Origin of the sequence: Amycolatopsis sp. NPDC026612 (genome assembly GCF_040638285.1) — a bacterium.
Taxonomy (GTDB): domain Bacteria; phylum Actinomycetota; class Actinomycetes; order Mycobacteriales; family Pseudonocardiaceae; genus Amycolatopsis.
On the sequence record NZ_JBEZYB010000007.1, the window covers coordinates 79508 to 104102 of the forward strand.

28 protein-coding genes and 2 tRNA genes are annotated in these 24595 nt (G+C 66.8%); 15 read left to right on the plus strand and 15 right to left on the minus strand.

Annotated features, from left to right (window positions below; genetic code table 11):
- Positions 1 to 6 precede the first annotated feature (6 nt).
- The 5 genes from AB0F15_RS10090 to AB0F15_RS10110 all read right to left on the minus strand — a co-directional run bounded on the left by AB0F15_RS10090 (position 7) and on the right by AB0F15_RS10110 (position 2793).
- Complete coding sequence (locus tag AB0F15_RS10090) at positions 7 to 1410, minus strand: MFS transporter (RefSeq protein WP_360268096.1); 1404 nt, start codon at positions 1408 to 1410, stop codon at positions 7 to 9.
- A 119-nt stretch (positions 1411 to 1529) separates the two neighbouring features.
- Positions 1530 to 1916 carry a hypothetical protein gene (locus tag AB0F15_RS10095; protein WP_360268099.1) on the minus strand — a complete coding sequence of 129 codons (387 nt, stop codon included), beginning with the start codon at positions 1914 to 1916 and terminating at the stop codon, positions 1530 to 1532.
- Between the two features lie 24 nt (positions 1917 to 1940).
- Positions 1941 to 2099, minus strand: coding sequence for a hypothetical protein (locus tag AB0F15_RS10100; protein ID WP_360268102.1), 159 nt, complete (start codon positions 2097 to 2099; stop codon positions 1941 to 1943).
- Between the two features lie 266 nt (positions 2100 to 2365).
- A tRNA-Cys gene (locus AB0F15_RS10105) sits at positions 2366 to 2438 on the minus strand.
- 279 nt (positions 2439 to 2717) lie between these two features.
- Positions 2718 to 2793 (minus strand) — tRNA-Arg (locus AB0F15_RS10110).
- A 673-nt stretch (positions 2794 to 3466) separates the two neighbouring features.
- Here AB0F15_RS10110 and AB0F15_RS10115 point away from each other — a divergent pair.
- The 3 genes from AB0F15_RS10115 (at position 3467) to AB0F15_RS10125 (ending at position 7135) form a co-directional block, all read left to right on the plus strand.
- Positions 3467 to 5404, plus strand: a complete 1938-nt coding sequence (locus tag AB0F15_RS10115) for a putative Ig domain-containing protein (protein ID WP_360268104.1) — start codon at positions 3467 to 3469, stop codon at positions 5402 to 5404.
- Between the two features lie 187 nt (positions 5405 to 5591).
- Positions 5592 to 6092: a SigE family RNA polymerase sigma factor gene (locus AB0F15_RS10120; RefSeq protein WP_360268107.1), complete on the plus strand. Its 501-nt coding sequence runs from the start codon at positions 5592 to 5594 to the stop codon at positions 6090 to 6092.
- The gene (locus AB0F15_RS10125; protein WP_360268109.1) at positions 6092 to 7135 is read left to right on the plus strand and encodes a hypothetical protein; all 1044 of its coding nucleotides are present in this window, start codon (positions 6092 to 6094) and stop codon (positions 7133 to 7135) included. The genes AB0F15_RS10120 and AB0F15_RS10125 overlap by 1 nt, the downstream gene beginning before the upstream one ends.
- Before the next feature lie 357 nt (positions 7136 to 7492).
- On the opposite strand, the gene AB0F15_RS10130 is transcribed toward AB0F15_RS10125, so the two are convergent.
- The 5 genes from AB0F15_RS10130 to AB0F15_RS10150 all read right to left on the minus strand — a co-directional run bounded on the left by AB0F15_RS10130 (position 7493) and on the right by AB0F15_RS10150 (position 10481).
- Complete coding sequence (locus tag AB0F15_RS10130) at positions 7493 to 8107, minus strand: hypothetical protein (protein WP_360268112.1); 615 nt, start codon at positions 8105 to 8107, stop codon at positions 7493 to 7495.
- Between the two features lie 16 nt (positions 8108 to 8123).
- Positions 8124 to 8876 (minus strand): hypothetical protein, encoded by a 753-nt coding sequence (locus AB0F15_RS10135; protein ID WP_360268115.1) that lies wholly within the window; start codon positions 8874 to 8876, stop codon positions 8124 to 8126.
- Positions 8877 to 8878: 2 nt separating this feature from the next.
- Positions 8879 to 9229 carry a hypothetical protein gene (locus AB0F15_RS10140; RefSeq protein ID WP_360268118.1) on the minus strand — a complete coding sequence of 117 codons (351 nt, stop codon included), beginning with the start codon at positions 9227 to 9229 and terminating at the stop codon, positions 8879 to 8881.
- Positions 9230 to 9239: 10 nt separating this feature from the next.
- Positions 9240 to 9947, minus strand: a complete 708-nt coding sequence (locus tag AB0F15_RS10145) for a hypothetical protein (protein ID WP_360268121.1) — start codon at positions 9945 to 9947, stop codon at positions 9240 to 9242.
- Between the two features lie 117 nt (positions 9948 to 10064).
- On the minus strand, positions 10065 to 10481 hold the full coding sequence (locus tag AB0F15_RS10150; protein ID WP_360268124.1) for a nuclear transport factor 2 family protein: 417 nt from the start codon (positions 10479 to 10481) through the stop codon (positions 10065 to 10067).
- A 251-nt stretch (positions 10482 to 10732) separates the two neighbouring features.
- On the opposite strand from AB0F15_RS10150, the gene AB0F15_RS10155 reads away from it, so the two are divergent.
- Positions 10733 to 10963 carry a hypothetical protein gene (locus AB0F15_RS10155; protein WP_360268127.1) on the plus strand — a complete coding sequence of 77 codons (231 nt, stop codon included), beginning with the start codon at positions 10733 to 10735 and terminating at the stop codon, positions 10961 to 10963.
- Positions 10964 to 11029: 66 nt separating this feature from the next.
- Here AB0F15_RS10155 and AB0F15_RS10160 read toward each other — a convergent pair whose 3' ends face one another.
- Positions 11030 to 11638: an SIMPL domain-containing protein gene (locus AB0F15_RS10160; RefSeq protein WP_360268130.1), complete on the minus strand. Its 609-nt coding sequence runs from the start codon at positions 11636 to 11638 to the stop codon at positions 11030 to 11032.
- Between the two features lie 181 nt (positions 11639 to 11819).
- On the opposite strand from AB0F15_RS10160, the gene AB0F15_RS10165 reads away from it, so the two are divergent.
- The gene (locus AB0F15_RS10165; RefSeq protein ID WP_360268133.1) at positions 11820 to 12464 is read left to right on the plus strand and encodes a hypothetical protein; all 645 of its coding nucleotides are present in this window, start codon (positions 11820 to 11822) and stop codon (positions 12462 to 12464) included.
- A 450-nt stretch (positions 12465 to 12914) separates the two neighbouring features.
- On the opposite strand, the gene AB0F15_RS10170 is transcribed toward AB0F15_RS10165, so the two are convergent.
- Complete coding sequence (locus AB0F15_RS10170) at positions 12915 to 13811, minus strand: O-methyltransferase (protein ID WP_360268136.1); 897 nt, start codon at positions 13809 to 13811, stop codon at positions 12915 to 12917.
- Positions 13811 to 15190 carry an ATP-binding protein gene (locus tag AB0F15_RS10175; protein ID WP_360268139.1) on the minus strand — a complete coding sequence of 460 codons (1380 nt, stop codon included), beginning with the start codon at positions 15188 to 15190 and terminating at the stop codon, positions 13811 to 13813. The genes AB0F15_RS10170 and AB0F15_RS10175 overlap by 1 nt, the downstream gene beginning before the upstream one ends.
- 176 nt (positions 15191 to 15366) lie before the next feature.
- On the opposite strand from AB0F15_RS10175, the gene AB0F15_RS10180 reads away from it, so the two are divergent.
- The gene (locus AB0F15_RS10180; protein WP_360268142.1) at positions 15367 to 16686 is read left to right on the plus strand and encodes a DNA cytosine methyltransferase; all 1320 of its coding nucleotides are present in this window, start codon (positions 15367 to 15369) and stop codon (positions 16684 to 16686) included.
- Positions 16687 to 16828: 142 nt separating this feature from the next.
- Entirely contained in the window at positions 16829 to 17386 is a 558-nt protein-coding gene (locus tag AB0F15_RS10185) for a hypothetical protein (protein WP_360268145.1), read from the plus strand.
- Here the strand turns inward: AB0F15_RS10185 and AB0F15_RS10190 are convergent.
- Together AB0F15_RS10190 and AB0F15_RS10195 are read right to left on the minus strand one after the other, a co-directional pair.
- Positions 17376 to 18032, minus strand: a complete 657-nt coding sequence (locus AB0F15_RS10190; protein ID WP_360268148.1) for an HAD family hydrolase — start codon at positions 18030 to 18032, stop codon at positions 17376 to 17378. The genes AB0F15_RS10185 and AB0F15_RS10190 overlap by 11 nt on opposite strands.
- Positions 18032 to 18877, minus strand: coding sequence for a GntR family transcriptional regulator (locus tag AB0F15_RS10195; RefSeq protein WP_360268151.1), 846 nt, complete (start codon positions 18875 to 18877; stop codon positions 18032 to 18034). Before AB0F15_RS10195 ends, AB0F15_RS10190 begins: the two co-directional genes overlap by 1 nt.
- Positions 18878 to 19023: 146 nt before the next feature.
- Between AB0F15_RS10195 and AB0F15_RS10200 the strand changes: the two genes are divergently transcribed.
- The 8 genes from AB0F15_RS10200 to AB0F15_RS10235 all read left to right on the plus strand — a co-directional run bounded on the left by AB0F15_RS10200 (position 19024) and on the right by AB0F15_RS10235 (position 24489).
- Positions 19024 to 19314 (plus strand): hypothetical protein, encoded by a 291-nt coding sequence (locus AB0F15_RS10200; protein ID WP_360268153.1) that lies wholly within the window; start codon positions 19024 to 19026, stop codon positions 19312 to 19314.
- 94 nt (positions 19315 to 19408) lie between these two features.
- A complete protein-coding gene (locus AB0F15_RS10205; RefSeq protein ID WP_360268156.1) occupies positions 19409 to 19564 on the plus strand; it encodes a hypothetical protein in 156 nt (51 codons plus the stop codon).
- 17 nt (positions 19565 to 19581) lie between these two features.
- Positions 19582 to 20046, plus strand: a complete 465-nt coding sequence (locus tag AB0F15_RS10210; RefSeq protein WP_360268159.1) for a Pycsar system effector family protein — start codon at positions 19582 to 19584, stop codon at positions 20044 to 20046.
- Positions 20047 to 20239: 193 nt separating this feature from the next.
- Positions 20240 to 20680 carry an SsgA family sporulation/cell division regulator gene (locus tag AB0F15_RS10215; RefSeq protein ID WP_360268162.1) on the plus strand — a complete coding sequence of 147 codons (441 nt, stop codon included), beginning with the start codon at positions 20240 to 20242 and terminating at the stop codon, positions 20678 to 20680.
- Positions 20677 to 20925: a hypothetical protein gene (locus AB0F15_RS10220; RefSeq protein WP_360268165.1), complete on the plus strand. Its 249-nt coding sequence runs from the start codon at positions 20677 to 20679 to the stop codon at positions 20923 to 20925. The genes AB0F15_RS10215 and AB0F15_RS10220 overlap by 4 nt, the downstream gene beginning before the upstream one ends.
- A complete protein-coding gene (locus AB0F15_RS10225; protein ID WP_360268168.1) occupies positions 20925 to 21242 on the plus strand; it encodes a hypothetical protein in 318 nt (105 codons plus the stop codon). The genes AB0F15_RS10220 and AB0F15_RS10225 overlap by 1 nt, the downstream gene beginning before the upstream one ends.
- On the plus strand, positions 21239 to 22171 hold the full coding sequence (locus AB0F15_RS10230; RefSeq protein WP_360268171.1) for a hypothetical protein: 933 nt from the start codon (positions 21239 to 21241) through the stop codon (positions 22169 to 22171). Before AB0F15_RS10225 ends, AB0F15_RS10230 begins: the two co-directional genes overlap by 4 nt.
- The gene (locus AB0F15_RS10235) at positions 22171 to 24489 is read left to right on the plus strand and encodes an FtsK/SpoIIIE domain-containing protein (protein WP_360268174.1); all 2319 of its coding nucleotides are present in this window, start codon (positions 22171 to 22173) and stop codon (positions 24487 to 24489) included. Before AB0F15_RS10230 ends, AB0F15_RS10235 begins: the two co-directional genes overlap by 1 nt.
- The last annotated feature ends 106 nt before the right edge of the window (positions 24490 to 24595 follow it).

Consider the following 24595-nt stretch of genomic DNA (forward strand, 5'->3'; position numbering starts at 1 on the left):
TATACGTCAACCAACCGCTTGACTCTGCGGAACAGAAGGTTGACGCACGGGCAGCGCCGCCGTCAGGAGGAGCGCCAGTACGAGGACTCCGGCGCTGACCGCGAGCGCTCCCGCCGTCGCGGCTGCGGAACCGCCGTCGAGCCGGGTGAAGAAGATGGTACCGGACAAGGCGATCCCGGTCGCCGTGCCGAGCTGGACCGTGGTGTTCACGATCCCGGACGCCGCACCGGCCTGCTCCGGCCGGATCCGCGCCATCGACGCGCCGAACAGCGCGTTCAGCACCGCCCCCATGCCGAGACCGACGGCGATCACGGGCATCAGCAGCACCCAGCCGCGCAACGCGGGCCCCGACCACGACACCAGCACCGCGAGCACCACCAGACCGGCCAGCAGTACCGCGACGGCGCCCGCGGTGAACGACCGCCCGAGCTTCGGGGCGAGGCGCATGGCCAGGACGTTGCCCGCGACGATGCCGAGCGTCGACGGCGCGAACGTCAAAGCCGCTTCCCACGGCGAGAAGCCGAGCCCGAGCTGCAGGTGCAGGGTCAGGACGAAGAACACGCCGACCGCGGTGTTGACGCACAGGAGAACCGCCTGGCTGCCGGCGAGCTGCCGCACCAGGTCCGGCGGGAGCAGCGGTTCACCACCTCGGCGGAACTGAAGCCGCTGGTGCCACGCGAACCCGCCGAACAGCGGGACGGCGGCGGCCAGGAGCACGATCGACCACGCCGGCCAGCCCAGCTCGCGCCCCTGCACCAGCGGGAAGAACACCGCGAACAACGCGGCCGTCAGCAGCGCCAGCCCGCCCGGGTCCATGCGGTGGCGGACGAAGCCCGGCCGGCCCGGCATGGTCACCAGGGCGCCGGCCAGCGCGAGCACCCCGATGGGCAGGTTCACCAGGAAGATCGCCCGCCAGCCGGTCCCGAACAGGTCGGCCTCGGTCAGCGCCCCGCCCAGCAGCGGCCCGGCGAGCCCGCCGAGCGGGAACGCCGCCGCGTACCAGGTCATCGCCCGGGGCCGCTCCCGCTCGTCGAACTCCGCGTGGACGAACGACAGGACCTGCGGCACCATCAGCCCGGATCCGGCGCCCTGCACCACGCGCGCGGCGATCAGCACGCCGACGTGCCCGGCGAGCCCGGCGGCGAGCGAGGCGGCCGTGAACACGACCATGCCCGCGACGAACAGCTTCTTCGTCCCGTGGCGGTCACCCAGCCGTCCGCCGGTGATCAGCGTGAGGGCGAACCCCAGCGCGTAGCCGGCCGAGATCCACTGCAGTGCGGACTCGCCGGTGCCGAGTTCACGCCGGATGGTCGGCAGGGCCACGGCGACGATCTGGTTGTCGATCATGTCCACCAGCACCGCGAGCACCACGACCGCCAGTGCCCACCACCTGAGCGCGTGCTTCTCCACGACGTACCCCTTCTCCCCGCAGCGACCGTGACGCAGCCATGGTCAACCAAGCAGACGACTCTGTCAACTAAACGTTTGATTGAGTCCGCCGGGCATTGGAGAGAGGGGAAGGTCAGCCTTCAAGCACCTCCCGGAGTTTCTTGGCGAAAGGCCTCCGGCTGACCGGCGTAGCCGAACTCGCCACCGAGGAAACCGCCGTGGTGGCCGGGGAACACGATCGCCTCCTGCCCGAGCAGTCCGGCGGTGCCGACCGCGGCACGCCCGGTGAAGACCTCGCGCGACTCCTCGCCGACGGCGACGACGATGCGCGTCGGCGCCGCGGCCAGCGCCTCGACGTCGGGCCGGTAGGTGGTCACCGCCAGGGAGCGGTCGGTCAGCAGCGGGTCGTCACGACTGCCGTCGTCGGCGGCAGGCAGGCCGAACCGCACCGGGTCCGCCGGCGGAAGCGCGAAATAGGCGTCGGTGAATTCGCCCTGCCACGACGTCATCGCCATGAACGCCGCCATCCCGGCGCCGAAGCCCTTGGCCTGTTAGGCATCCCGCACCGCTTGGCCGGCGCGCTCGGCCGCGGCGGCATCCGGGAGCGCCCCGATGAGCGGCGGCTCGTGGACGACCAGCGTGCTGACATCACCGGGGTGGGCGGTGACCAGCGCGAGCGTGGCGACCGCGCCACCGCTGCTGCCGAACACTTGACCACGGTGCGGTCGGGGAAGTGCGACACCAGCGTGCCGAACCCGTCGGCGGTCATGGGTTGCCCGGCCATGAGCAGGGGTGGCCGCGGGCTCTCGGCGGGCGCCGGCCCGTGGACGTCGTAGACGATGTCGGCTTCCGGTGTTTCCAGCGTATGCGTTGCGGCCACGGTTCCTCCCGTTCAGGTTCTGTTCGGGACACTGGACCGGGGCACCGACAGTTTGCCGATGCGACGATCCGCGCGGTCAAGGCGCGATGGTGCTCGGAGACCCGCCCGGGAGTCGAACCCGGCACCGGCGGCTTTGCAGGCCGCCCCATGACCGTCATGACACGGGTCGTGCGGTGGTGCAGTCGTGCGGTGGTGCGGTCGCGCGCCGTGGTGTCGATCCACGTTGGCGAGGCTTATGAGGCCCCGCTGGTTGCCGAACCGCGCGCGTGAGTGGCCGACCGGACTCGCACCGGCTTCACCCGGGGCCACAGCCCGGGGCCTCGTCTCCTTCGGCATCGGCCACGGTGGAAGACGTGGGTGTCGAACCCACCGAGGCGATCTTGCAAGGATCACCCGCGCTCCGGCGCGTCTCCCGTGGGAGCCGGCGCGCCCCCCTCGGCACGTCGGCTGGTGCCCCCGGCAGGAGTCGAACCTGCGACCTGCGGCTTCGGAAGCCGCTGCTCTGTCCACTGAGCCACGGAGGCGCACTCGCGTCGCCCGCACTGTTGCGGCCGAGACAAGCGCAGGGAAAACAGCATCTGGAAAGAATTGCGGCACAGAAAAGGAGAAAGCCGCCCGGATCGGTTTCCCGAGGGCGGCTCCCGTGCCATGACGCGGACTACGTCACGGCGCAGAGCCGGGAAGGTGGTGCCGCACGCAGGAACCCATGGACACGCAGGCGGCGACAGTGGCGGCGGTGCACCACTCTTCTCGCAGCTGCATGTGCATCATGATCACTCCTGTGGTTTCTTTCGTCTGGAACCATCCTCAGGCACCGGTCCGAGCGCGTCAACGCATTTAGCGGCGCCCGGAACCGGGCGAGCCGGATCGCCCCCGCAGGCCGGACGGCCGCGTGCACCGCGGCCGCCCGGTTGTCCGCTCGCCGACGTCGAGGGGCCGCGCGTGGCCCCGTCGGTCATCCGGGGTGGCCGGCAGGCGGCTCCGGTCCCGACGAAAGTATGGCAACGTCAATTTCTGATTCGTCCCTTTTACGGGTCACCGTCAGGAGATGGCCGGTTGATTCGTGCTCCATTCGGCGGCTTTTCCGGCAGTCCTGCCCGGCAAGATCACGGCACCGTCCGAAGGTGGCTATCCACACGGGACCGCGCCATGTAGACAGTGGACTCCCCGTTCACATGCATCTCTCTGGGAGGGATCGTGTCCCGTTCACCCCGAAGAATCCTCGCTGTCGCCGGACTCGCGGCGCTGGCACTGACCACCCCCGCCGTCACGGCAACGGCTGTCGCCGCGCCGGCGGCGGCCGCCGTCCACCCGACCTCGCGCGTCTGCGCCACGGTCGCAAAACCAGGTATGGCAACGTGTTTCGCGGAACGCCAGACCGACACCATGCACGCCCTGCTCGCACCGAACGCCCTGCCGGGCGGCTTCGGCCCGTCCGGCCTGCGCAGCGCCTACAACCTGACCGCGAGCGGCAGCTCGTCCGCCACAGTGGCCATTGTGGACTCCAACGACGACCCCAACGCCGAAGCCGACCTCGCCACCTACCGCTCCACCTACGGGCTACCGGCTTGCACCACCGCGAACGGCTGCTTCAAGAAGGTCAACGAGAACGGCCAGAGCAGTCCGCTGCCGACCGCCGACAGCGGCTGGGCCGGCGAGATCTCCCTCGACGTCGACATGGTCTCCGCCATCTGCCCGAACTGTCACATCCTGCTCGTCGAGGCGAGCCAGCCGAGCACGGCCGACCTCGGCACCGCCGTGAACACCGCCGTGTCGCTGGGCGCCAAGTACGTGTCCAACAGCTACGGCGGCAGTGAGGACGGCAGCGAAGCCGGCTACGACTCGAGCTACTTCCACCACCCGGGTGTCGCGATCACCGCGAGCACCGGTGACTCCGGTTACGGCATCAGCTATCCGGCCTCCTCGCAGTACGTCACCGCCGTCGGCGGCACTTCGCTGACCCAGGGTGGCGGCACCCGCGGCTGGACCGAGACTGCGTGGAGCAGCGCGGGCAGCGGCTGCTCGGCCAGCGTGGCCAAGCCGTCGTTCCAGAACGTCACCACCGGCTGCAGCAAGCGCGCCAACGCCGATGTCTCGGCCGTGGCCGACCCGCAGACCGGTGTCGCGGTGTACCAGACCTACGGCGGCAGCGGCTGGGCCGTCTACGGCGGCACCAGCGCCTCGTCGCCGATCATCGCCTCGGTCTACGCCCTCGCCGGCAACCCCGGCGCGTCCGACACCCCGGCCGCGTATCCCTACTCCCACACCGGAAACCTCAACGACGTGACCTCCGGCAGCAACGGCAGCTGCTCGGTCGCGGTGCTGTGCAAGGCCGGCGCGGGCTGGGACGGCCCCACCGGGCTCGGCACCCCCAACGGCACCGCGGCCTTCACCTCCGGCGGTTCCGGCCCCGGCCCGGTCACCGCGAACAACCCCGGCAGCCAGAGCGGCACCGTCGGCACCGCGGCGAGCCTGCAGCTGTCGGCCTCCGGCGGCAGCGGCGGCTACACCTGGACCGCCTCCGGCCTCCCCGCGGGGCTCTCCATCAGCTCCGCCGGCCTGATCTCCGGCACCCCGACCACAGCCGGCACCTCCTCGGTGACCGCGACCGCGAAGGACTCCACCGGCGCGACCGCGAGCACCACGTTCAGCTGGACGATCAACCCCACCGGCGGCAGTGGCTGCTCCGGCCAGCAGCTGGGCAACCCCGGCTTCGAAACCGGCACCAGCCCCTGGACCGCGTCCACCGGCATCATCACCACCTCCGCCGACGGTGAAGCCCCGCACACCGGCAGCTACCTGGCCTACCTCAACGGCTACGGCAGCACCCACACCGACACCGTGTCCCAGTCGGTGAGCATCCCCGCCGGTTGCCACGCCACGCTGACCTACTACCTGCACGTCGACTCCGCCGAGACGACCACGTCGTCGGCGTACGACAAGCTGACCGTCAAGGCCGGTTCGACCACGCTGGCGACGTACTCGAACCTCAACAAGGCCACCGGCTACCAGCAGCGCACCGTCGACGTCTCGGCTTTCGCCGGGCAGACGGTGACGCTGACCTTCACCGGCACCGAAGACTCGTCCCTGCAGACCTCGTTCTGCATCGACGACACCGCACTGACCCTGAGCTGACGGCTTCCGGGAATCGCCGGGATCTTTCCGGCCACAGCAGTTCCGCCTCGACGGCCGCTGCCTGACCGTTCCACCTCGAAGGGCCCGCCGGAGCACCCCTCCGGCGGGCCCTTCCGTCGTGCGCCGGTTCGCAAGAAAGTTCTGCGTGCCGGTACACGGATCCTGCGCGGCGGCAGTCTTCATAGTGATGGCTGACTACGAGGACTTCGTCCGGGCGCAGCTGCCGCGGTTGCTGCGCTACGCGACGATGCTGACCGGGGAGCGGGAACAGGCCGCTGACCTGGTGCAGGACGTGCTGGTCAAGGTGTACCGGCGGTGGTCGCGGATCAGCGACGCCGAGCACCCCGACCGTTATGTCCTGCGGATGGTGACCAACGGCTACCTGTCCTGGCGGCGCAGCGGGTCGGCGCGGCTGATCGCCGTGGGCGACCCGCCGGACGAGGCGCGGCCGGACGACTTCGCGTCGGACCACGCGGCACGCGAGGACATGTGGCAGCGCCTGGCGCGGTTGCCCCGGCGTCAGCGCGCGGTCGTGGTGCTCCGGTACTACGAGCAGCTCGCCGACGCCGACATCGCCGACCTGCTCGGCTGCGCCCAGGCCACCGTGCGGGCCCACGCCCGCAAAGCCCTGACCACCCTGCGACACGGCCTGAACATCGACCGGATGGCTCAGGCGAAGGAGAGCTGATGGACATCGAGAACCTGATCAAGGACACCTTCACCGCCCACGAGCCCGACGCCCCCGACAGCGACCAGGTGCTGGCGGCCACGCGTCAGCGCATCGACCGCAGGCGTGCCGTGGTGAGCCGTCCGCTCGCGGCCGCCGCCGGGGTGGTCCTGCTCGCACTGGCCGCGGTCGCCGCCGTCGCGCTGAACCGGCCCGCGTCCGACACCCAGGTGGCCACGGGCGCCGGCCAGGCCGGCGCTCCGGCCGCCGTCAAGGCACCGGACAAGGCGGCCATCGCGGAGCTGACCATGCCCTACTCGCTCGGCTGGCTACCGCCGGGCAAGGCCGACCACCTCGTGCGCCGGATCAACATCGGTGGCAGCGCGGCGAACCCCGACAAGCCGGTGTACGACGGCGAGTACATGCTGACCGTGACGTCCGGGCGTCAGGTCCTGCTCGTGGACGTGCAGGAAATGCGGATGATGCCGATCGGGCAGGCCGCCTTCAAGTCCGGTCCGGGCCGGCCCGTCACCATCGGCGGGCGCGCCGGCGTGGAGAGCTCGCACTCCGACGGCCCGGGCGGCTACGAGGTGTACCTGACTCACCCCGATGGCGGCTCGTTGTACGTCAACGTGGCCGCGCAGCCGGGCAGCACGGCGTCGGCGCAGCAGCTGATCGACGCGGGCCGCCGCGTCGCGGAGAACGTCACCTTCCCGGGCACCACCACCGTCGCCCCGGTGTTCGGCCTCGGCAAGCTGCCCGACGGCCTGCGGATGTGCACGTTCGACGTCGAGAAGGGCGGCCCGAGCGGTCCGCGCACGAGCTACTCGGTGGGCACGTGCAGCACCATGCCGCCGGTCCAGGTGCGCCTCGACGAGGCCGGCCAGGTGCGCGGCACCGCTGGGCAACCGGTCCAGGGACACGCGACCCGCTACCTCGACGAGAACGGTTACCGCACGCTCTGGATCCTCAAGGCCGTCCACGACGCGCCGATCGCCGTCGCGGGCACCAGCGCGCAGGCGGACCTGTACAGCATCGCCGACCACCTCGTCCTGCCCCGCTGAGGTGCCGTGGGTCCTCTTCGGACACGACCGGGGAGGACCCGCGGTGCGCGGTCAAATCTGCGCTGCGGGAAGCCCGAGAGCCGCGACGAGCTGAGGGACGCGGTAGCTCGCGCCGTCAGCTTGGCGGGGCTGGAAGTCATACACGTCGGACTGCCAGCTTTCGGAGTCTGGTAGCAGTAAGCGATCTCCCGCTCGGTCGGTGCCAGGAGACTGCCCGGCGCCGCGGCCTCCAGGGCGCTGGGTGCCCCGGCACCCAGCGATCGGTCACGACCCCCTCTCACCCGTACATACGAGACGGGGCCGGCAGACCGTTGCATGATCGCCGCCGAAGCTCGTCCGGTTCGAGTCGGAGCGGTCTTACCGGGGCTGCATCGCGTCGTAGAGAGCCCCTGCGATGACCTTGACCCTGTCCTTGCAGGTCAGTCCGTCTTCGCGCGCCGCCTTCCAGTCGTCGATCCCGGCCTTGAACGTCGCGTTGCTGTCCAGGACGAGCAAGTCACACGACTGCCCGCTGCCGGCCGGTCCCCACGCCGCACGCTCCCCCAGGTGTGTTGCCGGGTCCAGCACGTAGCCGGCCGACGAGGTCTGGACGTCGAATCCGGCGCGCTGCCGCTGCACGGTGTTCACTTCCACGTCGAGGTGAACCGTCACAGCGCCGGCCGGGTCGGTGAAGGTGCACAACCAGCCCTTGCTGCCCTGCAGCGGCGTATCGGAGCTCTTCGGCGGCAGGTCCCCCACCCGGCGGGCGACGTCGTCGCAGCCGGCCAGCGGCGCGGACCCGTACTTGCCGTCGACCGTGTCGTCGCCGCTGCCGCGGTTGAGCAGCACGAACACTCCCACGGCGACGCCGACCACCACGACCACGCCGACGGCCACAATGGCGATGATCCAGCCGGCGCGAACGCTGCGCTTCGGAGGTGGCGGACCTCCGCGCCCGTACTGCGGGTACCCGTGCGGGGTCGGTGCGCTCACAGCTGGGCCTCCCCGGTCACAGGTTGACCGCCTGCGGCCACTGGCCACCGGGCAGCCGGGGGTCGTTCATCAGTCCCTTGGCATCGCGGACGCCGGCCAGCGTGCCCATCAGCCGGGTGGCGATCTCGGCCAACCGGTTGATGCCGTTGGTGACGAGGCCCCCGATGGCGCCGGCCAGATCCTTGACGGCGAAGGGGATTTCGACGACGGTGGCGCCTTCGAGGCCGGCCGTGACCAGCGCCCCGAGGAAGTCGGCGACGATCTTCACCAGACCGGTCATGAACTCGACGTTGAGCTTGGCGATGTTCATCAGCCAGCTGCTGATCGCATCCGCCTTGCCGCCTTGGCCGCCGATCGCCTCCACCGCATCACGCTGGGTCTTGGCCCGGTTCCGGTACTCGGTCGCGGCCGCGCCCTCCCAGTAAGCGAGATTGGGGTCGGCGGGGGCTTCGACCGAGCCGACCACGGCGGAGACGTCCTTCTGCACGTGGTCCTGCCAGTTGAAGCTATGGATGATCAGCGACACGACCGGCGTGTGGTGTTCGACGGCGTACCGCACCAGCTTCACGACCTTGTCCAGGCCGTCCCGGATCTTCTGGAGTGCGTCGGAGATCCAGATCAGCGCCGGGCCGAGGACGTACTTCCAGTCGTTGATGTGGTCGACCGCGGCGTTGTACTTGTCGATGATCTTGTGGACTTCGCCCTCGATCCTGGCGAACATGTCCTCGAGGGGGCCGGTGTAGGCCTCGGGGCCCGCTGGTGTGGTCATGGCTACTGTGGTGCCGTTCCGTAGATCTTCTTCAGATCGATTTCGGTGACTTCCTCGGCCAGCTCGTACATCCGAGCCGTCTTCTGCAGCGCGTCGTCGATCTGGTCGAACTCGAGGATGCCCCCGTCCACGGCCTTTTCCACGTAGGAGCGAAGGGATTCGTAGGTGTCGCTCAGCAGCGACGCGTTGAACGCTTCCGTGGCCAGCGTGAGCGGATCGCCGACGAAGAACGCCGCTGGTCCCAGTGTCGCGTTCTTCACGACGGGGTTCACGCCGCCCAGGGTGTCGGCGAGGCCCCGCCACTTCGTTCCCTCGGCACGTACCGCCGAGGTGATGACCTTGTAGCCAACCATCGTGAGGCCCCTAATCGTCGTAACGGAACTCGAACACGTCCTCGTCGTCCGGTGGCGGCTGCCGGGCGGAGCGCGACGGTGCCTGAGCAGCGGACGTGGCCAAACCGGCTGCGGCGAACATCTGGAGGAAGTCCAGCCCGAGCCGATCCGAGCCGGCGTTCGCGAGCACGTCGACCGAGCCGGTCACCCCGGTGGGATTGCCCCCTCGCAGGTGCAGCACGAAGTACCCGCGCGGACTCCGGATGTCACCGGCCATCGGAGTCGCCCGGCTCGCCTCGAGCCGATGGATGCGTTCCAGCTGCGCGTCGACGTCGGCCATTCGCGCGCGGATGGCGGCGATCCATTCCTCGTACGGCAGGGATTCGTCGAGGACAGGGATCTGCTCAACGGGGTGAGCGGCGGCCGGCTCCGTGGCGTTGGCGAGTTCGACGACCGTGGCGCGCTGAACGGCTGTCACGTAGGTCTGGAACAGCACCCCGGCGAGCTGGGCGGCCGGAATCCGCGCTACCCAGCTGTGCCGGACGTCGACGTTGACCAACCTGCGTTGCGGATCGACCACGACCCTGACGGTGCCGCTCGAGTCCCGGGCTTCGTACCCGGCGGCGAGTTCGACTCGCTCACCACCGGGCTGCAGCAGCTCGTTCAGCTGCGCGTCCGCAACAGCGACATCGGGTACACCAAGCTCCGCGAGCACGACGTGGTCAAGACTGAACGCCAACGGCCCTCCCCTGGTCGCCATGGCCGGCTACACCGCCGCGAGGACGATACCGGGAGGAAGAATCCACCGCAGGGTTTCAGCCATAAGAGTGAGTCGAAGGACGCGTTCCACCGGCGGTCACTTTCCGAAGATCATGCGGTGCCCGCGCGCGGTGTCCATGTACTCGCGGACCCGGTGGATGAGGCCGTCCCGGAGCTCGAAGACCAGGCAGTAGTCGTTGGCGTAGTGGTTGCCGTCGGCCAGAATCGCCGTCATGGTTTCCTCGACGACCACCCGCGCACCATCGGCGTGGAAGCCGTGAAATGTGACCAAGACATCGCGCACGAACAACCGGGTGAAATCCTCGGCAAGGAAGTGCGCGATCGCTTTCCTGCCCACCATGTGGCTCGGGACATCCAGCGCGATCGCCGTGGCGTTCCCCGGCGGGGCGAGCCATTCGGCGTCCTCGGTGAAGACCGCAGCGATTTGATCGGCATCGTGACTGGCAAACGCCCGCCATGCGCTCTGGACGATGGCGCGACTGTCTTGTGACATACCGCGACGCTAGGCGGACACCGCACGCCGCGCTGGCAGCTTTCCGCCGTCATCACCGACTACGGTCGGCGACCTGCGCGCCCCCTCCGCAACGCGCAGGTTGCGGTGCATCCGGACGGTGTTGGAGAGGAACAGGTCGCGGGTGCCACTGCGGAGGAAGGTGGCCGCTCTCCGGTGTCGCCGACCGTTCCGTGCCCTTCTTCCGGACGGTCGCGGAATCACCGGTGCTCGTCGCGCGCGCGAGAGCCGTCATGTCCGAACTTCAGGGAGCGCTGGCCGAGGAGCTCGACCGCGACCCGACCTTCGAGGGCGACGCGACATTGCTCGCCGCGTTCTTCATCGCCGGCTACAGCGCGACACTGGTGGAGACCGCCCGCCGCCGCATCGCAGGCGAACCGGCGACCACCGTCGGGCAGGACCACCGCGCGCGCCTCGATCGGCTGTTCACCGCGCTGCGCAACGGCGTCGGCCCCGCCTCGTAGCGGCGCCCACCCGCGCCAGACGCCGGATGTCTACGACTGCCCGGCCTGCGGTTGGTCGTCGTCTGATCAATCCCCGACGAGGGAGAATCCGATGACCACACCCGCCGAGACGGTGATCTTGCCGGGGGTCAGGTCACCCTCGCCACCGCCTGCCCCGGATTGGGCATGGCTGCGGGAGGTGTTCGGCATCTGCTCGGAGTCGATGTCCTGGATGTGGATGACCGGGCCGAGCCGTACTCCTGCGGCGCGTGCGTACAGATCCGCCTTCTCTCGACCGGCGGTTACCGCGGCCTCACGTGCCTGCGCCCGCAGCTGCTTCTTGCCCCTCACGTCAAATTCGACCCCGTCGACCTGGTTCGCCCCGGCCTCGACCACGTCGACCAGGACCGTCTCCAGGAGCTCGAGCTCACGCAGCTCGATCACGAATGAGGCGGCACACTCATAGCCGATGAACTTGCGCTCGTTGCCGGTGAAGCCCCAACTCGATTTCAGGTTCAGCCGCGAGGTGGATACGGCCGTGTCGGGAATCGCGTGTCCGCGTAGCACCTCTCGGACCTGGTTGACCCCGGTGCGGGTGACCTCGAACGCCTCGGCGGGCGTCGGCCGGGTCTGCTTGATCGCCACCCGCAGCCGGGCCAGATCCGGGGCGGCATCCACGCTCGCCGCGCCGAACACCGAGGCACCCCACGGCCTGTCTATGGACTGAGTACCGTTCATTCCCCTATCCAACCAGGACGTCCCGTGGCCCGAGCTGCTCGGCTACGACGGCCCCGAACCCGCGTGGTCGTGACACCCTCGCAGACCGGTCGCTCGCTTGGGGGTGGCGCTGGCCCCGTCCAAGTTCTTGGATCAGTGGGTGACCTTCGCCATCGGCATATTCGACCTGTTCACCTACACGATCTCCGGTTCGATCTATTTGGCGTTCCTCGGCTACCTGGTAGTCAGGCTGCACTGGGTCGATATCGGCGCGCTCGCCGGCACACCGGTGCCGACGTTGATCGTTTTCGTGCTGCTGAGCTACCTGCTCGGATACGTGGCCTACCCGGTCGGCGCGGTGGTGAACCGGGTCGTACCGCGCAGGCGTGAGCGGCATCCACGCCAGGAGTTCCTCCGTCGTGTGCCGACGGCGCAGGACCGGGACTACGTCCAGGCCGATCCTTTCCTCCTGTTGTCCGCACTGCAGCTCCACGACAAGGACGCCGCGGCCGAGGTGACCCGGCTGCGCGCCAGTGGCCTCATGCTGCGTAACTGCGCGCCCCCGCTGGCGTTGGGGTTCGTCGCCGCGATCGTCGAGTTGTTCCTCAGCCGTACCCCGGCGATGGCGGCCGGATGTGCGGTGCTCCTGGCGGTCGGGTTCTTCTCGTTGATCGTGCAGGCACGACGTCTTTCGCACTGGGCGCGCATGAAGACGTTGGAACTCTGCTTCTGGCTTCCTGACATCGATGAGAGATACCGCGTGGACAGGAATGCCGGCGGGGGCTCGTCGCCGAACAACGAGTAGCGCAGGACCAGGTCCGGGGTGCCACCGGCTGGACGAACCGCGGGTAACCGGCTTTCGGCTCGTGCTGGTCCAAGATCACGATGGCCCAGCGCTACCAGCACGTGCCCGACGAGGCATCGCCACGCAGCTCGGCGGGCTGCTCTGGCAGGCACAGGGAGTCTCCCGAGAACGGAGACTCCCTGGTCAGAGCTGAGCCGCCAAGGGGGCTCGAACCCCTGACCTTCTGTTTACAAGCTGTCCGGTCCGCCGTTCACGTCAGTCCGCAGGTCACTGATCTCCTGGTCAAAGCGCGATCGAGTACCGGGACGGCCGACGCCGGACTGAGACGAACGAGACGACATATGAGACGCGGCCACTCCATCCCGAAGGCTCCGGGCGAGCGAGGGCCCCCAGGTCGGGAGCCCTACATGCTAGAGCACTCCACCACCTGTCCCATTGCGACTCACGGGCTCAGGAAGTCGCCTCAAGCCATCGATATATTCGTTTATAGTCATCTATTTCCCGAACCTTGACTCCTGGTAACGAAATATCAGCCACGGCCCCGACTGCAGGAAGACGCTGGTTTATCCAGTCTCTTTCCCTACGGGTGAGCATAGGAACATTGACAACCAGGGCATCATCTTCGCGACGCAGCTCTGCCAATTCTTCAAACCTACAGGAGTCCAACGTCTCTCGGAAATCGTCAGATCCCACTACGCCGACGATCATCTGCATCTTCGCCGCGTCTTGGTAGCGGAGATTGAGGATCTGGTTCCAATTTGTACCATCCCCGCGACTCGACATCGTTTCCGAGATAGCCGAATTTAAAACTTCCCACTGCACCTCAGCCATCCCCCAACCCCCCAGGCGACTCTCGGTCATCCTGAGCGGGACACGGTCAGGACCGATAGCAGAGTTCAACGCTTCGACACGTTCACCCAGATGAACCGGATGCGCATTCACAGTGACAGCTAGTACACTTCCAGGAATCAACACACGCAGCAGCATCTCAACATCTCGGATCACCTCTTTATTCAAGGTGTCCGTATAGTCAAGCCACACTATAGATAGCCGAGACCAGTCTAGGGTCGGCAAGATATCCGAAGAGGTTCCAGAGAGAATATCAATGCCATTGAAAGGTCGGTTCCATTCATACCTTTCAATATGAACGTCTCGCTCAATGCTAACCATGCTCTCGATACCCAAACTGCGGTGAGCCATATCAAAGTCAATGAACTCAAGGGCACCGAATCCGACGTACTGATAATCCGCGAAGGCCGCGATCACTTTAAGGTGACGTAACGACTCGAAGAAGACTCTTCGCACAACGGTTTTCGACGGCCTAGACTCATACGACATCGTCGCCATTATTCCTCTACTTCTCTCTCGTAGAAGTAGTCGAATGTTCGACGCCCAACGTCCGCCGCAGAGGTTGCGTCGGTCAAGTCAAATACCTCGCGATATCGGTCTAGTTCTACGTCGTACTGAACCTTTTGAGTTGATCGTCGCCTAGGGATCGGTCTAGGCAGTCTCCTCGGCGAGGGTGCATGCAAAGCTGACTGCGAGGGTAAGTCATCTAACGGTACGGGCTTAGCCTTACTCAACGCCGCAGAGATTGGCGTTTCGTCAAGGTCTTCACCAGACTCCCGCTCATTCTTCAAGCGGTTAAGTGCAGAGACAACTTGACCAAGGCTAACCTTGATCTCTGACTGAACGCGGCGCCACACCCGCGAATCCTGGTCAACGCCGGTCTTCGTCGTGTTCCACGGAAGAAGGTCTGGCTTTGAAGCACTCAGGTAAACGTAGCCGCGAAATCGCCGATATTGCGGGTGATAAGCTGGCGCCGGATCCCCCCACCCCGTCAGACTAGTTCTATCCGCGAATATCAACAACCGATCATTGCAAAAAATCCACCAACCAGCATCATTTCCCCCCTTGAATTCCTCCGCATCGCCATCGTCAGCATTTTCATTGGAGCCTGACGCGGCAATACCCGCCACAATACGGACCAGTACGTCGCCGCCGTCCACGGTGACGACAAAACGCCTATTGATCGGCGAGAACTCGGCACCCGAAAGCAGTGCTTGACTGCTAGGCCTAAGAACCTCTCCATTCAAGGTCATTTTGAGACCCTGACTAAGGATACTTTGATGACGAAGGCGTAACTGCTCTTTTAGCTGGCTGCCAATGCGCGAGTTAGCAAAATCCTCACGCACGGTTTCATGCAACTCGGAGACACGAATTGTAGTTCCCACGCCACCTTCGGCAGGATTATACTTCTCGTCGACCGAGCTCATCTTGAATTGCCAGTCAGAATTCTCATCTTCCAGCCAGTCGCTAACATTGACAGGCAATGAAAAAGCCGTGGATGAGGTCCTTGATTCGACCTCGAAGTTGTTGCCCAGCTTGAACAGGGCACGCTTCATGCCGACGCCAAATTGCCCAACAGACCCTTCGACACCGTCGTAGTCCTTCGGTCGCCCGAACCGAAAGGCATAGTGCCGAGCAATGTTTAGATCAATACCGCCGCAATCATCCTTAATTTCGAATCTTTCAGGAAGGACCGTCAATTCGATTGAGTGCTTGCTTAGGTTTCCTGGCGAAGTGGCTCGAGCTCCGTCTACAGAGTTGTCAACCAAATCGATAACGGCCGGTATAAGCTCGATATCTCTGATGAGCATCGACACAAACAGTCGTTTGTCTGCGCCTGCCTCGACCTTGTAAGGGTCTTCACCTGGCCCGGTCATGCACTCCCCGCCCCGTAGCTCGCCGACGAACCCAACTATGCTCTCACCGATCGAGGTCGTTTGGAATATCTTCCACCGAAGAGGCGTGGCGCCTTGGCTCCGAGTGGCCTGGTGTGCGATCGTCAGGAGCGACGCCGCGACCACCCTGGCCTGCGGCCCCGCAGGAAGGCAAACACGTGAGGCTGGGTTCGACGAGGCCGATCGTCGTCGATGTGTTCGCCGGCGCAGGGGGACTGAGCCTCGGCTTTGAGCAGGCCGGTTTTGACGTCGTAGCAGCCATCGAGTACGACCCGACTCACGCGATGGTGCACAAGTACAACTTTCCGGATACGGAAATCCTGTGCAGAGACGTCCGGGGGATCACTGCAGCAGACGTCTACGCGGCAGCGAGTCGAGGCGCCTCCAGGATGAGAGCCGTTCGAACCACGCTAGATACGATCGATGTTTTGATCGGCGGTCCATCCTGTCAAGGATTTTCAAGCATGGGCCGCAGGCAAGATGATGACGAACGCAACGACCTTTTGATGCATTTTTCACGCCTTGTGTGCGAGGTGCGTCCGCGAGCTTTTGTTCTTGAAAACGTACCAGGACTACTTGAGCCTCGCTTTGCAGATTTCCGCAATTCCGTATTCAAGAAGTTGCGCAACGCCGGCTATCATCTGACGGGAACCGATAAGTGGGTTGACGCTAGCGACTTTGGCGTCCCTCAAGTTCGCAAGAGGGTCTTAGTCTTCGGTTCACTGGAATCAGAAATTCCCGAGCTGCTCCCCACCCCCACAGTCCGCAAAATGACAGTACGTGATGCTTTCGACGGGTTACCTGAGATCGAAGCATACGACGATCTACTAAAGACGGATTCTGCTGCCTTGAACGCTGAAGACGTTCGACGCCGTATCGGTACCACATCTGCGTACGCGGCCAATCTTGCAGATATATCTGCCGTCGAAAACCTGGGGCGACCAAGGCTGTGGGACCACGAGCTTTTGACAAATTCACTCCGCACCGTTCATACCCCAGAGATCATAAAGAGGTTCGCCTCGACACAGCCTGGCAGCGTCGAGGCAATTAGCCGATTCTACCGCCTGTCACTAGATTCACCCTCGCGAACACTGCGCGCAGGCACCGGACGCGAGCGAGGAGCACACACCTCTCCACGGCCTATCCACCCGACACTTCCCCGGGTTATCACCGTGCGCGAAGCTGCTCGCCTGCACGGCTACCCGGACTGGTTTCGTATGTCGGGCACCAACTGGCATGGACATCGGCAGATCGGCAACAGCGTGCCGCCGCCGCTCGCAAAGGCCGCAGGCGATCTTGTTATTCGTTCACTGGGTCATCGTCCACGCAGGTTAAAGGCGAAGCGTCCACTAGGTGACTCGCTGTGGCTTTACGTCCGCCCAGACGAGGCCGCAAACCTCGTCGATGCACGCACGGCAGAACTCCCACCCATGCGAATTCGCAAGGAGAGCAAGAAGAAGATGGCCGCGCAACATTAACGGAAAGCTACGGTGCCTGACCAGTGGAAACACCGCTGACGAGCGTCCCCGTGGGGCACATGTGAGGCGGTGACGCCGCCTGGTCCCCTCCACCGCGGCGCGTCGCCATCGTCACCCCCATCCGGACGGCGATACTTGCCCGATGGCACTCGCAGCGCTCATCGTGTCGATCTTCGCCCTACTGGCCGCCGGAGCCAGCGCGTACTACGGACGCCAGCAGGCCGCCGCCGCGAAGGCAGCGGCGGACTCCGCGGCCGTCTCCGCAGAGGCAGCGGCAGAGACAGCGCGACTCGACAAGGACCGGCGACACGAGGAGCGCACGCCTAAGGTGAGCCCGGGCGAGCTGCAGAGCCATAACGGTGGAGCCTGGCACGTTCTGCACTTTCGCCTTCAGGAGTCTCCTCCTCTCGCGAGGATCGAAGCCGAGATTGTCGACAGCAGAGGCTTCTACTTCCGGTCTGGCATGAACGGCACATCTCCTCAAGGTCGCCCCTTGGCCGCCTTCTACTTACCCACCTTCGACAGCTCTCCCGACCGAGACCAGCTAACAACGGGGGACGCGGTCTACTGGGTAATCGATTTGGACGAGGAACGAGGAACCAAGCTACATATCCGACTGACTTGCATCGCACCGGATGGCGACCAATGGACCATTCATCGTGAAATATCGGTACCGCCGAGAGCGCGAATTATTGCATAGCCTGAAGGCAAGCCATGATCGAACGCATGTCATCAACAACGAGCGGAGAACTTGATTCGAACAACTCCCGCTTACCCGACTTATTTGCAAGCGCGACAGGTGCCACTCCCCCAGCCAACGCCACTTCAATGTCCGTTGCCGAGTCGCCAATGAACACCGCATCGCCCGGCTGCACGTGAGCGCCCATCAGAGCCTGCTGAAGCGTGTACTGGTGCGGCTTCATCAGCTCCGGCCTTCCATAAGGACGACCAACGACCGGCGCCACATCGGTCATCAATCCGGCCGTGAGCAGGAATCTGGCGATAGCCTCCGGAGAGTTGTTACTTAGCACACCAACCGATTTCCCTGCATTCAACGCGGCCCGCATCGACTCAAGACCGCCAGGAGTCGGCGTCGCAATGTCGACCGCTTCCAACTCGGCACGCACCAACTCGAACTCAATCGCCTGAACGACATCCTGACCGAATCGAGCCGACTCTTGAAGAACTCGCAACGGGTCATCCGAGTCAACGCGCTCGCCTAGAATTTGCTCAAGCCGACGCGCAATGGTTGCTGCGGGCAATCCCGCGAATACGTCGCAGATGGGACCGTCGAAGTCAAACAGGATCAGCTTGGCGCTGGCAAGCGTCTCGCGAAGATCGGTCACTAATTCTCCACATCCTTAGCTACCGAATTCCACACACTGTCGAACCACTTCTGCGCCTGGTCGACGTACTGCGATTCAATCGCGTCAGGGTCCTCGGACTTTGCGTAGTGGAACAGCACCGCGTCCTTACCCATGGGGTCGAAGATCTCGACAGGCTCTCCCCCGATGGCCACCGAGTGCTGAAGCACGGGGTAAAACCCGAAGAAGGCTTCAGCCTGGTTCAGCAGGAACAGCTTGAAGAGTGGCGGCGAGTGGTAGGTCCGGACCTGCGCCGACGCCGACTCGACCAAGCCCAGCGCAGCGAGCTCTTGCACCGTGTCCACGACCCCCTGCGTAGATCGCTGCACGATGCGCTCAGCACGCTTGCGGACGTCCGGCGAGTCCACGCCGTCGGGCGCGAGCGCCGGTAGCCCGAGCGGCTTCGACAGGTCGGGCAGCAGGATGCGAACCTGCAAGCTTTCTGGCTGGAGCCGGCCGGAGCGCACCTTGTCCAGCGGCTCGCTGATGACACCCTGCAAGGTCTCCCCCGAGAACCCGGCGAAGTCGATCGCAACTGCCCCACTCTCGAAGACGGCCTCTACGTGCGGCCTGAGACCGACGGACCGCTCCGTGCGCTGACGCACGAACGAGCCCTTCCCCTGCCGCGAAATGACCAGCCCCTCATCCCGAAGGAGGCCAACTGCCTTCTGGGCAGTCATCGGCGCCACGCCGTACTGCGACGCCAGGTCTGTGTACGAGGGCAGCCGGTCGCCCGGCCGCAACTTGCCGGTGACGATCGCGGCTTTGAGAACCGCTGCTACCTGCTGAAACGGGGGACGAGCGTCGTCCGGGTCGAGGGCATCCATGCGCACAGCATAGCTGTCACCCTGCTAGCCCAACTAGGTGAATGTGCGCACTTCTCTAGCTCTACTAGCTGAGTTAGGTTGACTCCACTAGCAGAGCTATGTGAGTCTTTGGTGGTCGCAACGACAGACCATCAGAAGGGCTTCCGATGAACTCCGCACGAATCACCAACCGCACCGCCTGGGCCGCCGTTGACGGCGTTCCTGCTGGTCAGGGCTACTACCCGGACGGACTTGACGAGTCGGCCATTGACGCGCTGCTCGCCGAGGTCGAGCAGGAGCTGACCGGCGCGACGACCGTCGCCGAAGTCCGTACCCGGCACGCCTTCACCGATTCCCAGCACGCCCACCGCACCCGCCGGCGCACCGACCGCGCGGCGCTGCGAGTGCTGCCGGTCCGGCTGGACATCTCCGCTGTGACCCGAGGGGAGGCGGCGTGAGCGGGCAGAACGACTCCGGCGCGTGGCACCGCGAGCTACAGCGCCAGCAGGAACAGATCCAGCGCAAGCAGCGCGAAACCCAGGGAGGCAACCGATGACCGTCCTCGCCGTGACCACCACGCCCTGCCCGTGCAGCAAGGGCAACCCGCCTTGCCCGGGTTGCGGATGGCCGACCAACGCCAACGGCAACTGCTTCAACGACAACTGCTGGAACGCCAACAGCAAACGCCACGACGGCATCGGCCGATGACCGAAGGAGAGCGACCCATGACCTACCCCGACGCGATGCCGCACGTCCACGTGGCTCACGAACAGGCCCGCGCCGAACTGGGCAAGGCCGACACCAAGGTCACCACGCTGCTCGGGCTGGTCGGACTGGCCTTCTCCGGCGTGGTGGCGCTGACCACCCGCCAGACCTCGGTACCGGCGACGGTCGGACTGTGGCTGGCCGCCGTGCCGATCTTCGCTGCCGTGCTGGTCCTGCTGTCGGCCGTGCGGCCCGGGCTCACCCAGTTCCCCACGCCGGGCACCTGGCTGGACGCCGCCTACAACGGGCCGGGCGCGCTGCTGGAAGCCGGGAGCGTCCCGGTCTCCACCACCCTCGCCGTCGACACCGTCCTGTTGGGCGGGATCGCGGTCCGCAAGTACCGGCAGATCTCCACCGCGATGGGACTGCTGGTGGCCGGGCTGTCGCTGCTGGCAGTCGCACTGCTGCTGGCGGTGCTGACATGACCGCCCGGCACGGCCCATGCGCCGTATCCGCCGTTTCTGACCCCAGCCTGGGCGGCTCGAACCGCCAAGAACGCTCCGACCAGGCCGGGACTCCCCACCACCACTCACATGGCGACTCGGAGAGGTTTCCCATGGTAGGCACCACCGCCGCGCCCGGCGCGGGACATTACAAGGACATTGCCGGGGGTGCGGCATGACCGCACGCACGACGCTCCGCCGCCGGATCACCGCGCGGCTGGTCCCGGCCACCAACGTCCCCGCCGCCGGCTGGCACGTGGTCCGGGTGGCGCTGACCTACCGGGTGTCCGACCCGTTCGCCGTGGCCGTCGAGATCCCGACCACCCCGGCGCCGGTGACGTGGCTGCTGTCGCGGGAGCTGCTGGCCGACGGGCTGGACGCCTGCTGCGGGATCGGAGACGTCCAGGTCGAGCCTGACCCGCTCGGTGACGAGGCGACGTGGATCGAGCTGCGTGACCCGTCCGGCCGGATCGGCCCGGCGCTGCTGCGGTTCTGCCGCGCCGACCTCGAACGATTCCTGGACAACACCGACGCGATGGTCCCGGCCGGCACCGAAGCCACCCGGATCAACTGGACCCGCGAACTCGAGCTGCTGGCCGGGGGTGAGGTGGCGTGAGCACCAAGAACCTGTCCCCGCGGGCGATCGAGCGGCTGGCGATGCGCCGGTTCACCGACCACACCGGACGGACCTGGGCCAAGGCCACTGCCACCGAACGCCGCCAGTGGCTGACCGACGAAGAGCCGGTCATCCGCGCGGAGCACGGCATCGCGCCGGACGCGGTGTGGCACGGCGGCGACTGGCAGGCCCCCGGGCAAGCCGACCTGTTCCCCCTTCCCGACGACGCTGCGGAGGTGGCGTGATGAACACCCAAGTCCTGATGGTCCTCGGTGGACTCGCGCTGGTCGGCACGCTGTCGGTGTGGCGGGCCGGCCGCAAGTCCGCCACCAAGTCCCTGCGCGGTGTCCGCGAGGTCACCCGCATGACCGCCAACCTGGTCCGGCTGGTGCTGTGCACGGCGGTCATCGCGTTCGTCCAGTGGCTCATCGTCGTCAAGATCGGCAACACCACGGCCACGTGGATCACGCTCATCGTCCCGGCCCTGCTCGCCGCCAACACGATCGTGCGGCTGATGGCCATCACCGAGATCGTCACGCACCACGGGGGTGGTCGCCGATGACCAGCACAGAAATCACCACAACGTCGGCCGACGCGCGCCACCAGCCGCTGACCGGGGCCGACAAGCTCGCCCAAGACGCCGCCACCGCCGCGAAGGTCCGCCGGCTGTCCAACCACCCCGACGTGGTCGCGCTGCGAGTGGAGAAAGTCCGCACCCAGATCGACGCCGTGATCTGGCTCGGGATCTTCCTCGGACTGGCCTTCACCATGGTCAACGTCCAGTCGTTCGCCGCCGCCGGGGCGGCCACCTGGTCCGCCGGGTGGCTGGCCGGATGGCTGCTGGACCCCATGGTGTCGCTGGTGCTGGTCGCGGTGCTGCGGGCGGAGCAGGTGACCGCCCGGTACCAGGTCGAGACAGGGGCGTGGGCGCATCGGACGAAGTGGTTCGCGTTCCTCGCGACCTACGTCATGAACACCTGGACGGCCTGGCAGCACGGCGACGTGGCCGGGGTCGTCTTGCACTCGGTGCCGCCGGTGCTGGTGTTCCTCGCGGCGGAGACCGCGCCCGTGCTGCGGGACAAGCTCACCGAGGCCGTCATGGCCGCCGCCAATGTCGCGTTCACCGGGCAAGCCGACCCGGCCCCCACCGCCGCCCCGGCCGACGTCCCGGCGGAGCCCGCCAGCGACACGGCGGACGCCTCGCCGGCCAAACCGGCCCCGGCTCCGCCGCGCCGCCGTCCGGCCGCCCGCAAGGCCACCGCCAAGCCCGCCCGCAAGCTGCGGGGGGACTACCTGGCCGAGGCCCGCGCGGCGTGGGCTCCGGGAATCGAGATCACCCCGGCCTGGGTCCGCTCGGTGTGCCCGGACATCTCGCGCGGCACGAGCAAGAACGTCGCTGACGACCTGACCGCCGAAACCACCACCCGCCCGGCCGTCGCGCCGGTGCCCGCCGACCAGCCGACCACCAGTGACGAGAGGGAGGCCGCCTGATGTCCACCACCGCCGACCACACGCCCGACCCGATGAACGGCCACGACCCCGAAGGGCTTCCCTCCGTGAACAGCACCCCGGAACCGTCCACGAACACCCCGGCCGACGCGACCGTGAACACCAGCGGCAGCGACGCCGTGAACACCGACCCGGCGGCCACCGACACCGCCACCACCCGCGCCGGGAACGTCGTCCCGATCCGCCCGGACACCGCCCGCACCGCTGAGGAGATCCCGGAGCAGGACCGGTTCGCCGACGCCGGCACCGCGCTCGACGGCGCGGACGTCGAGGCCGCCGACGCCAGCGGGCAGGCCGTGCCGCTCAAGCCGGTGGACCCGGTCGACACGAAACCGTCGTGGTGGGAGACCGTCTCCGACGCCACCGCCCGCCCGCTGGTCGCCAAGTGGCTCACGTCGGCGGAGGAGTTCAAGGCGCGGGCGCGGTTCCTGGTCCGCTACGCCGCCCACACCTTCGCGTTCCACGCACTGCGGGTGCCCGTGTACGTCCCGGCCGCGCTGGTCCGGGCGCCCGGTGCGCTGTGCCGGCTGACCGCCCGGGTGGGCCGGTGGGTGTACGACGCGGAGTCCAAGCCCGTGCGCATGAACGCCCGCGACCGCAACGACGCGGACGTGTACATGAAGCTGCGGCAGGCCCGCAACGAGACCGTGCGCCGCCGCTCCGCCCCGGTCATGGTCGCCATGCTGGTGCTGATCGCGACGGTGTACCTGTGCCTCACGTTCGTGACGCCGTTCTGGAACTGGACGTTGCTGCTGACCACGCTCACGGCCGTGGGCTGGTGGGGCGCCCCGCCGGACAAGCCGGTGGCCGGCCGCGCGGTGGACGCGGTCAAGACGCCCAAGCTCACGTCGGCGATGATCGAGGACGCGCTGTGCTCCCTCGGGATCGGCGGGCTCAACCAGGCCATCGCCAAGGGCAAGCGCATCGAGTTCCCGAACCCGATCGCCCGTGACGGCGACGGCTGGCGCGCCGACATCGACTTGCCGCTGGGGGTCACCGCCGGGGACATCATCGCCAAGCGGCAGGAGCTGTCCTCCGCGCTGCGCCGACAGATCGGGTGCGTGTGGCCGGAAGGGGACGCGAAGGTCCACGAAGGACGGCTGGTGCTGTGGGTCGGAGACCGCGACATGTCCAAGACCACGCAGAAGCCGTGGCCGCTGGCCAAGCCGGGCGCGACGGTCGACCTGTTCAAGGCTCAGCCGTTCGGCACCGACCAGCGCGGCCAGTGGCTGACCGTGACCCTGATGTTCGCCTCCATGATCATCGGTGCGGTGCCGCGCATGGGCAAGACCGTCACCCTGCGGGAACTGCTGCTCATCGCCGCTCTGGACCCGCGTGCGGTGCTCTACAGCTACGACCTCAAAGGCACCGGTGACCTGGCCGCCCTGGCGCCGGTCTCGCACGGCTACGGCGTCGGCGACGACCCCGACGACGTCGAGCGCATGGTGGTCGAGATGCGCGAGCTCCGCGAGGAGATGCGCCGCCGGATCAAGGTGATCCGCAACCTGCCGGAGTCGGTGTGCCCGGACAACAAGGTCACCCCGGAACTGGCTGCCCGCAAGGACCTCGGGCTCGCGCCGATCGTCGTCGGGGTGGACGAGTGCCAGATCTGGTTCGAGCACCCCGAACACGGCGACGAGCTGGAAGAGATCTGCACCGACCTGGTCAAGCGCGGCCCGGCGCTGGGCGTCATCGCCATCCTGGCCACCCAGCGCCCGGACGCGAAGTCGCTGCCCACCGGCATCTCCGCCAACGCCATCCTCCGCTACTGCCTGAAAGTCCAGGGCCACACCGAAAACGACATGGTGCTGGGCACCGGGCAGCACCGCAACGGCGTCCGGGCAACGATGTTCGCCCGCACCGACCTCGGCATCGGCTACCTCGCCGGGGAAGGCGACGACGCCAAGATCGTGAAGTCGGTGTACAAGGACGCCACCGAGGCCAAGAAGATCGTGGCCGGAGCCCGCGCCCGCCGCGAGGCCCTCGGCAACATCACCGGCTACGCCGCCGGGGTCGAGGTCGACGTGGAGGCCGCCCGGCTGGACCCGCTGGCCGACGCCATCGCGGTGTTCGAGCGCGGCGAGGACAAGCTGTGGTCGGAGACCATCGTGGCCCGGCTCGCCGAGCTACGGCCCGGCCAGTACCGGGGCTGGACCGCGCAGAACCTCGCCACCGCGCTCAAGCCGAAGGGCGTCAAGCCCAAGCAGGTGTGGAGCACCGACCCCGCCACGGGCAAGGGCGCCAACCGCAACGGCTACACCCGCGACGCCCTCACCATCGCCAAGACCAACGGAGCGTAACCGAACCGACGGCTAGGGGCGGTGGCCGTCCTAGGCTCCGCCGCCCCTAGACCTAGACCCCTCCTCTAGACCCCCGCAACGGCGTGACCAGCACCCTAGGCACCTA